Source organism: Mesorhizobium sp. U510, assembly GCF_059180695.1.
This window is the reverse complement of sequence record NZ_CP180531.1, coordinates 238,138-252,032: the sequence shown is the minus strand read 5'-3', so window position 1 is coordinate 252,032 and position 13,895 is coordinate 238,138. Positions and strand designations below refer to the sequence as shown.

Annotated in this window: 11 protein-coding genes; 7 read left to right on the top strand and 4 right to left on the bottom strand. The window is 59.1% G+C overall.

The window, feature by feature from the left end; translation table 11 throughout:
- Position 1 precedes the first annotated feature (1 nt).
- The 3 genes from ACLGL5_RS01245 to ACLGL5_RS01235 all read left to right on the top strand — a co-directional run bounded on the left by ACLGL5_RS01245 (position 2) and on the right by ACLGL5_RS01235 (position 2,839).
- A complete protein-coding gene (locus tag ACLGL5_RS01245; protein WP_494372653.1) occupies positions 2-898 on the top strand; it encodes a DUF6328 family protein in 897 nt (298 codons plus the stop codon).
- Positions 895-2,046: a DUF2252 family protein gene (locus ACLGL5_RS01240; protein WP_494372652.1), complete on the top strand. Its 1,152-nt coding sequence runs from the start codon at positions 895-897 to the stop codon at positions 2,044-2,046. The genes ACLGL5_RS01245 and ACLGL5_RS01240 overlap by 4 nt, the downstream gene beginning before the upstream one ends.
- A 292-nt stretch (positions 2,047-2,338) precedes the next feature.
- A complete protein-coding gene (locus tag ACLGL5_RS01235) occupies positions 2,339-2,839 on the top strand; it encodes a DUF6894 family protein (RefSeq protein WP_019864037.1) in 501 nt (166 codons plus the stop codon).
- A gap of 110 nt (positions 2,840-2,949) precedes the next feature.
- On the opposite strand, the gene ACLGL5_RS01230 is transcribed toward ACLGL5_RS01235, so the two are convergent.
- Both ACLGL5_RS01230 and ACLGL5_RS01225 read right to left on the bottom strand, forming a co-directional pair.
- A complete protein-coding gene (locus ACLGL5_RS01230) occupies positions 2,950-3,147 on the bottom strand; it encodes a hypothetical protein (RefSeq protein WP_027047930.1) in 198 nt (65 codons plus the stop codon).
- Between the two features lie 1,111 nt (positions 3,148-4,258).
- Positions 4,259-4,558, bottom strand: a complete 300-nt coding sequence (locus ACLGL5_RS01225) for a DUF1236 domain-containing protein (RefSeq protein ID WP_064982366.1) — start codon at positions 4,556-4,558, stop codon at positions 4,259-4,261.
- A 531-nt stretch (positions 4,559-5,089) separates the two neighbouring features.
- Between ACLGL5_RS01225 and ACLGL5_RS01220 the strand changes: the two genes are divergently transcribed.
- Positions 5,090-6,187 carry a glycosyltransferase family 4 protein gene (locus tag ACLGL5_RS01220; RefSeq protein WP_019864041.1) on the top strand — a complete coding sequence of 366 codons (1,098 nt, stop codon included), beginning with the start codon at positions 5,090-5,092 and terminating at the stop codon, positions 6,185-6,187.
- A gap of 193 nt (positions 6,188-6,380) precedes the next feature.
- Positions 6,381-8,549, top strand: coding sequence for an amylo-alpha-1,6-glucosidase (locus ACLGL5_RS01215; RefSeq protein ID WP_019864043.1), 2,169 nt, complete (start codon positions 6,381-6,383; stop codon positions 8,547-8,549).
- Positions 8,550-8,738: 189 nt separating this feature from the next.
- Here the strand turns inward: ACLGL5_RS01215 and ACLGL5_RS01210 are convergent, their stop codons facing one another.
- Complete coding sequence (locus ACLGL5_RS01210) at positions 8,739-10,130, bottom strand: Do family serine endopeptidase (protein ID WP_032920954.1); 1,392 nt, start codon at positions 10,128-10,130, stop codon at positions 8,739-8,741.
- Positions 10,131-10,508: 378 nt separating this feature from the next.
- Here ACLGL5_RS01210 and ACLGL5_RS01205 point away from each other — a divergent pair, with 378 nt between their 5' ends.
- Positions 10,509-10,940, top strand: coding sequence for a hypothetical protein (locus ACLGL5_RS01205; protein ID WP_019864045.1), 432 nt, complete (start codon positions 10,509-10,511; stop codon positions 10,938-10,940).
- A 1,836-nt stretch (positions 10,941-12,776) separates the two neighbouring features.
- Here the strand turns inward: ACLGL5_RS01205 and ACLGL5_RS01200 are convergent.
- On the bottom strand, positions 12,777-13,022 hold the full coding sequence (locus ACLGL5_RS01200) for a DUF6894 family protein (RefSeq protein ID WP_019864047.1): 246 nt from the start codon (positions 13,020-13,022) through the stop codon (positions 12,777-12,779).
- 121 nt (positions 13,023-13,143) lie between these two features.
- Between ACLGL5_RS01200 and ACLGL5_RS01195 the strand changes: the two genes are divergently transcribed.
- Positions 13,144-13,863, top strand: coding sequence for a Crp/Fnr family transcriptional regulator (locus tag ACLGL5_RS01195; RefSeq protein ID WP_027047934.1), 720 nt, complete (start codon positions 13,144-13,146; stop codon positions 13,861-13,863).
- Positions 13,864-13,895: the final 32 nt, after the last annotated feature.

Below are 13,895 nucleotides of genomic sequence, written 5' to 3'. Positions count from 1 at the left end.
GGTGACGCCCGACAAGAGAACCAAGCTGGCATTGGATAAATCGCGGACGCTGATGCTTGGCGCGCAGATTTTGCTCGGCTTCCAGCTTCAGGGACCCTTTCAGACAGCATTCTCGTCCCTGCCGTCCGATGCCAAAGTGATCTACGTCATCGCGTTGGGCCTGATGGTCCTCGTTGTCGGGCTTTTAATTACGCCGAGCGCCTACCATCGCATTGTCGAACACGGCGCGGCTGGACCGCGCGTTGATCGTTTTATTACCCGAGCCGCCGAAACCACACTCGCGCCGTTCGCTTTGGCGATGGCCCTGGACCTTGCTATCGCCGGGGAGGTTACCGGTGGAGTCTCTGTCGCCTTCGGTGCCGGGACTGCGGGGCTCGTTTTGGCGCTGACGTTCTGGTACGGCCCGATGGTTTTCAGAGCGGGGCGACAGGAGGGAGCATCAGCCATGCATCAAACGTCGACCGAGACCAAAATCGAGTATGCGATGACCGAAAGCCGCATTGTGCTGCCCGGGGCACAAGCCATGCTGGGCTTTCAATTGGCAATTGTGGTCACTCAAGGCTTCGCCGCCATGCCGCCGCTTGACAAAGCTTCTCATGGGATTGCCCTGGCGTGCGTTGCGTTGTCGACCGTCCTGCTCATGACGCCGGCGGCCTATCACAGGATCGTCTATGGCGGAGAGGCGGCGCCGGCGTTCTACACCGTGGCGAGCAGGCTGGTCCTCGCCGCAACTGTATTCCTGGCGGTCGGACTGTCCGTGGAGATGTACGTCGTGGTGAGCAAGATTACGGGGATAGCCGCAGTGGGCGTATTTGCCGCCGCCGTCTCAATAATTGTGCTGGTCGGCCTTTGGCATGTCTGGCCGCTGCTGCGCCGATGGCGGGAGACGCAGCCATGAACTTCTCGGATCGGCCAAGGTATCTGGAGCGGTTGCGCCTCCGCAAAATGGCAAAGTCGCAGCATGCATTCGTGCGCGGCAGCGCATGGCTGTTTTATGACTGGCTGAACAAGCATGATGAAGGATTGCCGCAAGGCCCCGCTGCCTGGATCTGCGGCGACTGCCATCTTGGCAACCTGGGAGCGCTCTCGGACCTGGAAGGCGGCGTAGCGATCCAGATCCGGGATTTTGACCAGACCGTCATCGGCAACCCGGCAGATGACCTCGTGCGGCTGGGCCTCTCGCTGGCTTCGGCCATCCGCAGTTCCGACCTCCCGGGCGTGACAACAGCGCACATGCTCGACAACCTCCTCGCCGGCTACATCAAGGCAGCGCCTTCGTCAGGCGCGCGGGGATCCGAGGACCTGCGAAAGCTGCTCAAACGCGCCGCGCATCGCCGCTGGCACAACCTCGCCCTTGAGCGATTTGAAGGACAACAGAAGCAGTTGCCGCGGAACCGTCGGTTTTGGCCCTTGCATCACCCCGAGCGCAGCCAGGTGCGCACCTTCTGCCAAGTTCTGGATATCTCAGGCCTAACTCCTGAGACGGAACAGCACGGCAAGAAAGGCTGGGAATTCATGGACGCGGCGTACTGGATCAAAGGATGCAGTTCGCTCGGGCATCTGCGCTTTGCGGCCCTCATGCGGGGCAAGCATCGCCGCATGGCGCTGCTCGACATCAAGGAAGCGACTGCTGCGGCCGCTCCCTCGGCACGGCGGGCACAGGTGCCGGGCAATCATGCTGAGCGTGTCCGGGCAGGCGCGCGCGCCATGTCTCCAAACCTTGGCGATCGCATGGTGTGCGGTGAGATTGAGGGGAAGCCGGTCTTTGTAAGGGCTATATCGCCACGCGATATGAAACTCGAAATCGACCGGCTGACAAGTCGACAGACGCAGGCGCTTGCCCGCCACCTCGGTTCGATTGTGGGCGAAGCACACGCACGCCAGATGGACGTCGCCGATTGGCGCTGTTGGACCCGCGAACTGTCGCACGCGACTGGCGCGAACACTAAGACACCGTCGTGGTTATGGACGAGCGTCATTGACCTGCTCGCAACGCATGAGCTTGCGTATCTTGATCATTGCCGACGGTTCGCTCTCGCAAACTAAGCGGTTCTCTGGAAACGCGACGACGGGGGAACCTCCAAGTCGATGGTTAGTTCATCCCTGACTCATGACATGGGAGAAAACCGACATGACAACTTCCGACAAGAACCCTCAGGCCCCTCAATCCAAGTCTCCATCACGGCCTGCAACGCCATCGCCGTCCACACAGAAGGTCTCCGGCGCCGGGCCCGCCCTTTCCGAGCATTCCAAGGACGCCAAGGCGCCAAAGAGCGGGCGACAGCCTGGGGCGTATGTCAAGGACTGATCCGAAAGACCGATAGCGGTGGAGTATCCCATGCAGATTCTTGAAACGGTCGTCGAGAACGGACCTTTCCCGACAGTCCGCTTCGTGGGCGAAGGTGGTGAGGCGATTTCCGTCTCCCTGGCCTATGACAGCGCCCTCGATGACGTGCAATTGATTGCAAAGGCAAAGGTGCTGCTATTGCACGCCGCCGCGTTCGATGAAGACAGCGGCGCCGCAGACGCCAGTATGCGAAGTCAGCTGGAATCAGGCCGCGCCGCGTCTTATACCCTCGAGTATCAAGACAAGGGTCAAGTGCGAGAGCTCGCAGGCCTCTCGTTTCCCACGCTGCAAGCGGTCTTGGACGAATGCCGACGTTCTGCGGCCGACCTGTGGCAGGACGCGCTCTCGCGTGGTGAAACGCCTGTCGGTTGGGCGGTGCGGGCTAAGGATGCAAGCGGGGCGGTCGTCGCGACAGTCGATTACGAGGATGTTCGCGCATCAGATGACGCGAACGTGACTGGCGTAGCTGAGCCGACCCCCTCGAACTTATAGCCATATCGTGCCGATGCCCGGCGTGATGGTGTGCGCCAGCCGATCAGGGTGACGGAGGCTATGAGCGTGTGGAACGTCCCAGCTCCCGGCAAGATAGCGGGCGTTAACCGCTACAGCCGATCGAAATCAGTAAGCCCGAGACGTATTCGCTGGCCCTCTGCGTAGGCCAGGGCGAACGGCTCCAATTGGAATGATCGGGTTAGTTCCTCGTCGCCGTCGACCACGCGGACGAACCATTCTCCGCAGACTTCGATCACTTCAACGCAAGGGCTGACCTGATCATTGAGGCTTACGGTCACGCTATCCATCGCAAGCTCCTTAGAAAGCAATGGGGAAAACATCGATTTTTATAAGGCTCGCCCGCGGCCGGTTTCAATATCCAATGTGTATCGGAGCGTAGGCAAGGATGATCGGCGACAAGGCCTGGATAGAGGGATAACCCTTCCACCGAACAAGCCTGGAGTGGTCGAATCTGCGGAAATGTGAATCCCCAACCCATGGGCGGAACATTAGCACCGCGTAGCGGTTCTAATTTGGTTGGAGGCCTTCGAATCCCGGGTGGCTATGATGTCCGTATTGGCGTTTGAATTGGTCCATTTTGCCGGTCTGACGAGCAACGACCTGCTGGGCGGTGTCGTATCCCTGCTGGCGTGCCTCGTACTCTTCAACGTCATGGCAAAGGATAGCCCAAATCAATAGAACTTGCGCTCGGTGGGACGTTGATGCCGCATATTGTGCACCACAATACGGGCTTGACGAAATGCATGCTCGTGGCAGAAGCGTCCGAAGTGATTTTCGAGGCGATCAGTCGTGGCAAGTGGCCCGGCCCGCCTTCGGGCTGACACAGGATGACTAGCCGGGCCGCGCCGGCCCTTTGAGCCAGCCGGGCGAAGCGACGAATCTCACTCTCCTTGAGTCGGCTCTCAATAATAAATCGATGTACGATTTTACGGAGTTGTGATTGTCGGCATGGGTCTGACGGCGTTGCCCGACCCCAGTAGATTACCCTGAAACGACTTGCCTGCGCGGATCACGGTTCGAGCAATGGCGAACTGTGTTTTCCGTCTTGGTGTTCTCTTCTGGTTTTTTCCGATCAGCCGCTTGTCTCAAAGCCAATGCTGCCGCTGCCTCCCCCGTCGCTTCACAGTGCGCACCAACGACCTCTCGAACGGATGGATCTGGCTAAAGGACGACAGCTTAATCTGTTCCACGCGCTGCCGGGTGTTGTCGCTAGGGCCGGGAAATGCGTAGCGGCAAATGAGCCAGCGTTGCTTGCGAGGATGGGGATGAGGCCCGAAATGCGCGTAGGCTCCAGTAGGACAGGTCGGGCCAGAGCGGCAGAGGGTGGCCGCAAAGACTACAAAGCCTGCTGCCACCCCTTCAACTTCCGCCGCCCGATCAACGTCTGCCGTCTGCCGTTTAATCGTACACCTTGACGATCTTGCGCGTACCCGGATCGACCAGGACGGTCCGGTTGTCGATCACGACGTACCGGTATTTGACGTTGGGAACCTCATGCAGCTCAACGGTATCAGGTAAAGCTGTGCCAACATTGAGTTCCACGCCAGGAAGCTTTACGGAAGCCAACGGTTGCTTTTTCACATATTCCCGGATGACCGTGTCCTGTTCAGGCTGGATGACCACATCCTCTGCCGCGGCCGCACCGATTCCGGCTATGAGCAAGAAAGCCGCAGCGGCGGCACCGAAATGCATCCTCATGATTTTCTCCTTCAATGCTAGTTGAAGAGCACCTCGTCGGCGCTCACAAATCTAACCCAGAGGGCGTCGAACCGTTCCAGAGTCGGACTTTGGTCCCAAAATCGGGTCTACACCTGACCTGTTTATCGAGGCTGAGGAACCTGACTGTTATGGGTGGCGCCGCAGCCATCGAGATGACCGTGACCAATCGCGGTTTGGCCTCACATTCGATGGAATCCATTCGGGCCGGCCCACTCCGGACCGCCGGACCGGCGGACCGGCCCCTCCGGATTCGAAGCGAACCAATGCAGGCTTGGCCGCATTTTGGTGAAAATATACTAAGGCGTGCCCGAACACCTGGTGGCTTGCCTGAAGTGGGACTTTGCAGCGATCGCACCCGCGGCCGAGCCCTTGTGTGCGGTTCCCCTGCGTCAGACCGTCAGCCGTTACGTCTTTCGGGAACATATTAGCAATTCGAAAGTTTGCGGGCGAAAGGAGCGGCGCTCGCATGCCGTCGGCCTTGGCAAGTCTTAAGTCGCGGACGCACCTACAATGAAGATCGCCCAGATTGCACCTCTAATGGAGTCCGTCCCACCCAAGTTCTATGGGGGTACCGAGCGCATCGTCTCGTATCTGACCGAGGAGCTGGTTCGACAAGGCCACGAGGTGACGCTGTTCGCCAGCGGCGACTCAAGGACGTCGGCCGAACTTGTGGCGTGTTGCGACGCTGCGTTACGCCTGAGCCCTAAGGGAAGGGACCCCGTGCCGTGTCACGTTTCGATGCTTGAGCAGGTACGCAGATGGGCGGAAGCCTTCGATGTGCTGCATTTCCACGTCGACGTTCTGCACTTTCCGATCATTAGAGAATTTAGCAGGCGAACCGTTACGACCCTTCATGGCCGGCTTGACCTCCCAGACCTCGCACGGCTTTATGCAATGTTCGATGACATTCCACTGGTTTCGATCTCCGATGATCAGCGCCGGCCGATGCCCCCGGTCAATTGGCTCGGAACGGTCTATCACGGCTTGCCGCCTGGTATCCTGCCCTTCCGTGAGAAGGCCTCGAGCTATCTGGCGTTCCTTGGCCGCATCTCACCGGAAAAGGGACCGCTGGCCGCGATAGAAATCGCCGCCCGCGCAAGAATGCCGCTGAAGATCGCGGCCAAGATCGATTCGGTTGACCGCTCGTTTTGGAGAGAAAGCGTCGAACCACAGGTGCTTCGAAATTCAAATGTTGAGTTCATCGGCGAGATTAATGAGAGGCAAAAGGCGGAGTTCTTGGGCAATGCGGCAGCGTTGCTATTCCCGATCGACTGGCCGGAACCGTTCGGCCTCGTGACCATTGAGGCGATGGCCTGCGGAACCCCCGTGGTGGCGTTCAATCGTGGCGCCGTTCCCGAAGTCATTGATGATGGGGTGTCGGGATTTATCGTGAAGAATATCGCAGAGGCCGTGAAGGCCGTTCATCGCGTAGGTGACCTCGATCGAGCTCGGGTGAGGAGGACTTTTGAAAAACGGTTCACCGCCGAGCGCATGTGCGCCGACTATATGGCGATCTATCGCTCGCTCACGGGCGACAAGCAACGTTCCTTCCGACGTAGTAGCTATGCTGGAAACATAGCTGGTCAGGCGACTGAACCGGCGGCGTAAGCGATCGGCTGGATATCAAGTTTGATTGCTCAAAATCCAAAATTCGCCAATCATACCACCTCCAGTCGAACGACGCTTTTGCGTTCGGACCATGCCGCGCCGAGGCGGGCGGTGGTGACGAATTCGATGTCGGCGACGATCGACAAGCATGTGCCCTCAATGGGCAAAGTCTCTTTCGAACGGGAGAGCTGACATGATCGCTGAAACCGAAGATCGCAAGCTTGACCCAGCTGTGGCGCTGCCGGCGATCGATGAATCGGCGCCACGCGAGCCTCACAGGCAATTTGCGCTCAAGCATGAGGACTGCTTCATCGTCTCGGACAGCTACGGCGACATACGTGGCACCGGCGACGGTCTTTTCCGCGACGACACGCGCGTACTGTCGCGCTTCCGTCTGTTCATCGGCGGGCGCATTCCTTCCCTGCTTGGCGCCTCGCTGTCGCAGGACAACATACTGTTCACCGCCAATCTCACGAACTTGGCCACGACGGGTCCAGACGGTCGTGAAACGCTGCCGGGTGTCGTCCACGTCGAACGGACACGGTTCATCTGGCAAAATCGCATGTTCGAGCGGGTCACCTTCACGAATTACTCTGGGCGCGAAGTGCTCCTGCCTGTGAGATTCGACTTCGACGCCGATTTTCGCGACATGTTCGAGGTCCGTGGCACTACGCGCAGCCGCCGAGGTCACGCCCATGACGCGCTGATCGGCGAAGCAAGCGTCACGTTTCGCTACGAAGGGCTCGACAATTTGGCGCGCCAGTCGAATATTTCGTTCTCGACGCGGCCTGACCAGATCCAGTCCAACCACGCCGTGTTCTTCATTGTAGTGGGCAGGCGTGACGCAATGGCGCTGTTTGTAGAGGTTGGTCACGACGAAGAAGCCCCCTCCAGCGACCGCTTTCGAGCCGCTGCGGCCCGAGCACGATTTGCGATGCGCTCGAAGCGGCGGCAGGGCGCCACCGTCTTCAGTTCCGGCCGCGTGTTCAATGACTGGCTTACGCGCACGCGCGCCGACATCGCACTGCTGACCACCGATCTTGAGACCGGCCCGTATCCTTACGCCGGCATTCCATGGTTCTCGACCGCTTTCGGCCGCGACGGCGTCATTTCGGCCCTTCAGATGCTTTGGCTCAACCCGGCACTTGCCCGCGGGGTCCTGGCATTCCTTGCGCGCCATCAGTCCACTGAGACTTCGACATTCGATGATTCCGAGCCCGGCAAGATCATGCATGAAACGCGCAAGGGGGAAATGGCGGTGCTGCGCGAACTGCCGTTCGGCCGCTACTATGGCGGCGTCGATACGACCCCGCTCTATGTCTACCTCGCCTGCTCCTACGCCGATCGCACTGCCGATGAGCTGTTTGTCAATCGCATGTGGGATTCGCTCTGTGCGGCGGTCGGATGGATAGAGGATGTCGGAACGCGCAACGGCGAGGGCTTCGTGACCTATAGCAGGGCGGCGGACACTGGGCTTTTCAACCAAGGCTGGAAGGATAGTGCCGACGCCATATTCCATGCCGACGGCACGATCCCGAGGGGACCCATCGCGCTGGTTGAGGTGCAAGGCTATGCCTTTGCAGCCTACCAGGGCATGGCAGCACTCGCAGCCAGACGCGGCGACCCGGTGAAGGCAGCGCGATGGAGCGCTCTGGCGGAAAGTATCCGCAACGCAGTGGAGAGGCATTTTTGGATGCCAGACCAAAATTTCTACGCCTTGGCCATAGACGGGGAAGGTAAGCAATGCGCGGTGCGCGCTTCTAACGCCGGTCACCTGCTTTATGTCGGGCTAGCGTCGGCGGAGCGGGCGTCGTCAATAGCCGAGCAGCTCTTTTCGGGTCACCTCAACAGCGGCTGGGGCGTCCGCACCTTGGCCGACGACGAGGTGCCATTCAATCCGATGTCCTATCATAACGGCTCGATCTGGCCGCATGACACTGCCATCTGTGCCGCCGGGCTCGCCCGCTACCAAGAGCGTGCCGGCGTCGTGAGACTCATGAGCAGCATGTTCGAGGCCGCGGTTCGTTTTAACATGCGGCTCCCCGAGCTATTCTGCGGGTTCACCCGCGCGATTGGCGATGCACCGGTTGCCTATCCTGTCGCGTGTCTGCCGCAGGCCTGGTCCGCCGGCTCGGCCTTCATGATGCTGCAGGCCTGTTTGGGAATTCGGATCGACGGGTGGAACCGTGCGATCGAGGTCGACCGGCCACGGTTGCCAATAGGCATCGACAATATCGTCATTCGTCACCTGGCGGTTGGGGAGGCGAAAGTCGATCTCACGTTCGAGCGCGTCGGCGACCACATTGTTTGTTATCTCGACGAGCGCCATGAAGGGCTCGTGCCGCTGCTAGTGCGCTCCTAGCTGGGCCGGTCGCCGGAATTCCTTTGTACCCTGACATTCGAACTTAGGTGAAAAAACGTGGAAGAAACACAGGGGCGACGACCGGCTTGTTGTTCTCTCGGTTACCGTGCTGGGCAAACTTCCCGAAAGAATAACTAAAATCATCCGCAACCCGGCGATATTTTCGGTTTTCATTCCTGATAGTAGGCCTCAGGGAGAAGCTATGGCGACGAAAAGCGATTGTCCGCGTCTATTTATGCGCAACAGAATAGGCCTGTTCTTCTGTTTGGATTTAACCCATTCCTCCTGAATATCTGACGGCTGCGCTACATCGCGATTGTTGGCCGAGACGATTACGTCCCCACGGCGAAGGTCATTTTCAGCGCCGAGGCTATTTGGGGCGACGTCTTGAATAAACACGCCTGTCGCGTCCGGCTGAAGGCCGAGTTGCTGGCGCGCCTCTTCTGGAATCGGGCTGAGAGAGAGCCCCAGGTGTTGCTCGGCTGCTCCCGAACTTGGTACGGTACCCGTCCGCAGCCCCTCATCCTTGCGTTTGCCGACTGTCAGGTTGAGTTCGTTTTCTCGGCCTTGTTGGGTTGTTGTTAGCGTCGCATTGGATCCTGGCTTCTGGTTGGCGACTGCGAGAGTGAGATCGTGGACGCTTTGAACGTCCTTGCCGTTGAACCTGGTAATGACGTCGCCGGGACGCACTCCTGCCTTGTCGGCCGGGCTACCGGGCTCTACCGAGGCGACTAGCGCACCCCTGGTGCCTGTAATGCCAAGTGCCTCGGCAAGAGAGGGCGTGACCTCCTGAAGATGCACTCCGATGAAGCCGCGTTCGATGTGACCGGCGCTGATCAACTGATCAACGACACTCTGCGCAGTTCGAGAGGGCACGGCAAAGCCGATCCCAACACTTCCACCGGATGGCGAGACGATCGCCGTATTGACCCCAATCACCTCGCCGCGCGCGTTAAACAGCGGCCCTCCGGAATTCCCCTTGTTTATGGATGCATCTGTCTGCAGGAAATCGTCATAGGGACCGGCCTGAATGTCTCGGGAACGGGCAGAAAGCACTCCGACGGTGACAGACCCGCCGAGTCCGAAGGGACTGCCTATCGCAATGGTCCAGGCGCCCGGTTTAACGGCGTCGGAGTCGCCCCACGCAGCCGTTGCCATATTGGGCCGCGGATCAACCTTCAGTACCGCGATATCCGTGCCCGGATCGCGGCCGACAAGGCGAGCAGGCTTGGTTTCCTTGTCGGAAAACACAACGTGAACTTCGGTGGCGTCGGCCACGACGTGATTGTTGGTGACGATGTAACCTTGTGGACTGATCACGAACCCCGAGCCCAACGCCTCTCGGACCTGCGGTTGGGCAGTGCCCGAGCCGCGACTGTCGAAAGGGTCGAGGAAATCGTTGAGCGACGCCTGATCGTCGATAAGCTGCTTCGTCGTGATGGCGACGACAGCGGGTAGCTTCTGCTGCACGATTGCGCTGAAATCGTTCGGGATCTCCTGAGCTGAGACGGGAGCAAAACCGGGCGGGATCATCAGAGTTCCCAGCACCACCCCAACGCAGAACTGTTTCTTCGCAAGCATGCTGAACCTCCTGTTGGCCACGCCGGCATCTTTGCGGCCATGCCAACGCCGAAACTGAGATTTGCGCGGTTTGTTTCACCGGTTGAAAAAATATGTTCCAAACATGGTCCGTTGAGCGAACGCGCCAAGTTCTATTCGATCTGCCGTTAGGGTCGTGCCGCCTCGATGCCGCCTGGCGCCGCTGGAAGTGCGCCTGACGTGGGCCGGCGCACGGATAATCAAGCACGAGCGTTCGCAGCGCCGGCAGTGACAGCGGCCGCATCAACGAGCGCGCTATGCCAATTTCGTCGCTGATACGCAGCGGGGCCGGGTCTTGTCAGGACGTCGGTGCGCGATAATTTTTGAAGGGTAGGGGACCTCAAGCCACAGGAGCCCACCATGAAACATCAAACCCTGGAACAACTGCACACAGTCGCGAAGATTCAGCCTTTGTCGACGTACCCGTTCATGACTCGCCAACAGCGCATAGAACGTTGGGCAGTACTGCTGGAAAAAGACCCAGATCGGTGCCTGGGCGCTCTTACAGGCACCGAGCACCTGAAGCGGGAGGCCCGTGATTCGGCACGCTGTGAGGGCTCGCCCATCACCGTGGCGTTCGAGGATCCGGTATTGCGGGAGCTGGGCCTGAGGGATGATTCTTATGGAGAAGCCAAGCGGTTCTTCGAACTGACCGACCGGCAATTGCACAGCATCGTATGCAGTTGCCACGTCGGCACGACATTTAAGGCTCAATGGGCGGCCGCACGGGTTCGCAGAACGATTGGCGGCAACAAGCTGCTTGAATGGCTGAGCGAGAAACTGTGGCACTAAAGCTTTTGATATTGAGGTGGCAGCTTGGGTCGGAGATAGGCGTCTTAGCGGCGGCGACCATTGGTAGCTGGAATCAATCGGATATCCGCCCGACGTCAATTTCCGGCGCGTGCTTTTCGCAACGCCTCAGACTGCTGTCCGCCGCGACAGCACCTTCCTATCCGATTTGCCCGCTCCCCCCAGGAGCGGGCTTTTTCTTCTGACAATGGCCCAGCAGTTGAAGCTTGACGCTGACGAAGCCGGTCAGGCCGAAAAATTGGCCACATCGAAGACGCCATTCAATGCGCGCTCGATAGGCTAGCAGGAGAAGACGGCAGACCTCCGGGACGCGAATTCGCTCGCCCCTATCCACCCTGCCTTGGAAACTGCTGAGGCTGACCGCGAAGATTCGCAGGACGCAGAGGGAACGCAGTCACAAGTGGTCCCCTCATAGCGACATGCCAATTTGTCAGGTCACCGAATGCCGGAATGCGAACGACGGCAACCAGAACCTTGTCGGTTAGGACGGCCTAAAACCGCATTCCTAAATTCGGAACGCCTAACGCCCACGCACGCCACGGCGCTTCCTGTCAGGCCGCTGGGCGGACCATTGCGCAGCCTTTGCCACCGCCTGCCGAAGGAGGTGAACTTCCGTCCCCGGCCGGTTCGGGAGCAGGCGACCTTAGGTTCGGCTGACGGAAGTCCCCCTATTTCGCATCGCACCGCCGTTTAGCGCTGTGGACGATATTTTCATGCTCCCGCTTCTCTGTTGAGGACCCCTGTTCATGCGATGTCTTTCAAAAATAGCGATCTTCTCTTCGTAGCCAATCCGCACCGTTGCTCCGCAGCCCTCGCATTTGAACCTCCCAATCGTTATCAGCCATGAGCCTTTTCTGGCAGTGGGATGGCAACAGATCGGACAACGAAACTCGATCGGAATATCGCGCAGTTCTTGAGATAGAGGCATGGGTTTTCTCTTCCGCTCAGCGGCCGGCCCTCAAAACCAACGGAGCGGGCGAAAGTTTCCCGACCTCGGACCTTTGCTCATCTGAATCGGACTTTGGTCTTGGCGGCAAAAGGAGACGTCCGTCAGAGCTCTTTGGCGCATCCGTCCGGGACAGTTGCCCGCCCAGCTCCGGCCGGGCTTGCTGGCGCGGAGATAACTGCGTTTTCAATTTCCAGAATCGGAGCCTGGAGCCGCTTCACAAGATGCCCCCGTAGCCGCATTATCGTGCGCTACGAAAATACAGAGGTCAGCCCCAAGGACCGGTATGCGCACCTTCAAGGTCGAGGTCATATCCGGGACGGTTGTCGTTTCATCCTCGACAGTGGAGGCGGCACTGCCGTTTAAAGCCGCCGAACGGCATGCTCAGAAGCCAGTTACGCTTCGTCGCCAGGAAAATGAGTGGATCAGGGTGACAGAGCTCAACGGCGAACACAGGATGTTTGCATACACCGTCCGGCGCTCGGCCCAGCCGTCGTCTTCATGAGTTAACAGATCCGCTCCCTGGGGCACGGGTTGGCTTTTCCAAGGACCTTCCTGGAACCAGAATCGCGTCCCTTTTCCTTGGAGCGCTGGATGAAGCCGTGAGCCTTGGTCGGCCGCGCCGTCGCCGGAGGTGGCGCGGACGTGATGGCAGACATAAAGCATGAAGGGCTGTACTGGATGGCTAGGAAATCAAGCTTGATCTGAAAAAGCGCGAACGCTTTGGCACGCGGCTCAGGTCCGGTTGTTCTTTGGCTCTGTGGCGCCGTTGACCTAACGTCGCTCCGAAACCTGGCGGGCTATTGGTCCCCGCCGAAGCGAGATCGAGACCGACCTGTTTTACCGAGGCAGCTACTTGTCGATTAACGCGCCTACGGCTGCTTGGCGGTCCAGCCAGAGGTCAAAATGAGGGATGCTTCAAACACCTTTGCTCCATTCTCGCTCCGCACTTTGACGGTCAGTTTGAAAAGATCGCGATCGGGCATCTCGTCGCGCGCGACATCCTGAAGGACACGCAAGGCCTCGTCCTTGGCACTTTCCTTAGAGGCAAACAACTGGCCCTCCTCGTCCAGTACCTGCCCCTCGCTGTTGTAGATGTCAAAGAAATACCGGTCCATTCAACGCTCGCTTGGGCTGAGCACCTAGATCAATACCCCTTCTTCGGTCTGGTTCCTCGTTATGCTGGCATTTTACGCGAAATGCAGGCAGATTCACAAAATCGGGCCCTGGGGATTGACCATGCTTGAACCGCTGTACCTGCAGCTTGCCCAGCACGATGTTCTTTCTGATGCCGAAAGGTCGATGCTGGCGCAGGTCGTATCGGGCGGAAAGGAATTTTCGGTCGGACAGGACCTGGTGTCTGAGGGCTCCCGGCCAATCTACAGCACGTTGCTCGTTGAGGGGCTAGCAGCGCGCTACAAAGTTCTGGAGAGCGGTGGCCGGCAATTCACGTCCCTGCAGGTGCCCGGAGACTTTGTGGACCTCCACGCGTTCCTGCTCAAAACCATGGACCATGGGATTGTGGCCTTATCATTGTGCCGCGTCATGTTCGCGGACCACACCAAGCTGCGCGTCATCACGGAGAAGGCGCCGCACCTGGGTCGGTTGCTGTGGCTTGACACCCTCGTTGACGCGGCCATCCACCGGGAGTGGATTGTCGCGATGGGACGCCGATCGAAAGTCTCCCACTTGGCACATCTGATCTGCGAATTGTTTATACGTCTGCAGGTCGTCGGGCACACGAATGGAACGAGTTTCAATCTACCCTTGTCACAGGCCGAATTGGCGGACGTGTTGGGACTGTCCGTGGTCCACATGAATCGAGTCATTGGCAGCTTGAGAAAGTCGGCGGCCGTCAACTGGGCCAACCACACGGTCACCATCGTGGACTGGCGACTGCTCGCCCAAATGGCTGAGTTTGACCCAACTTACCTGAGTATGACGAACGAGCCAAGATAGTCAGGGTCACCGCTTAGCCAACGAGGGCGAGC

Excerpts from the sequence above, each read along its gene's own strand:
- ACLGL5_RS01215 (WP_019864043.1), top strand. The coding sequence starts at position 6,381 with ATGATCGCTGAAACCGAAGATCGCAAGCTTGACCCAGCTGTGGCGCTG.
- ACLGL5_RS01230 (WP_027047930.1), bottom strand. The coding sequence starts at position 3,147 with ATGGATAGCGTGACCGTAAGCCTCAATGATCAGGTCAGCCCTTGCGTT.
- ACLGL5_RS01240 (WP_494372652.1), top strand. The coding sequence starts at position 895 with ATGAACTTCTCGGATCGGCCAAGGTATCTGGAGCGGTTGCGCCTCCGC.
- ACLGL5_RS01200 (WP_019864047.1), bottom strand. The coding sequence starts at position 13,022 with ATGGACCGGTATTTCTTTGACATCTACAACAGCGAGGGGCAGGTACTG.
- ACLGL5_RS01225 (WP_064982366.1), bottom strand. The coding sequence starts at position 4,558 with ATGAGGATGCATTTCGGTGCCGCCGCTGCGGCTTTCTTGCTCATAGCC.
- ACLGL5_RS01210 (WP_032920954.1), bottom strand. The coding sequence starts at position 10,130 with ATGCTTGCGAAGAAACAGTTCTGCGTTGGGGTGGTGCTGGGAACTCTG.
- ACLGL5_RS01195 (WP_027047934.1), top strand. The coding sequence starts at position 13,144 with ATGCTTGAACCGCTGTACCTGCAGCTTGCCCAGCACGATGTTCTTTCT.
- ACLGL5_RS01220 (WP_019864041.1), top strand. The coding sequence starts at position 5,090 with ATGAAGATCGCCCAGATTGCACCTCTAATGGAGTCCGTCCCACCCAAG.
- ACLGL5_RS01235 (WP_019864037.1), top strand. The coding sequence starts at position 2,339 with ATGCAGATTCTTGAAACGGTCGTCGAGAACGGACCTTTCCCGACAGTC.
- ACLGL5_RS01205 (WP_019864045.1), top strand. The coding sequence starts at position 10,509 with ATGAAACATCAAACCCTGGAACAACTGCACACAGTCGCGAAGATTCAG.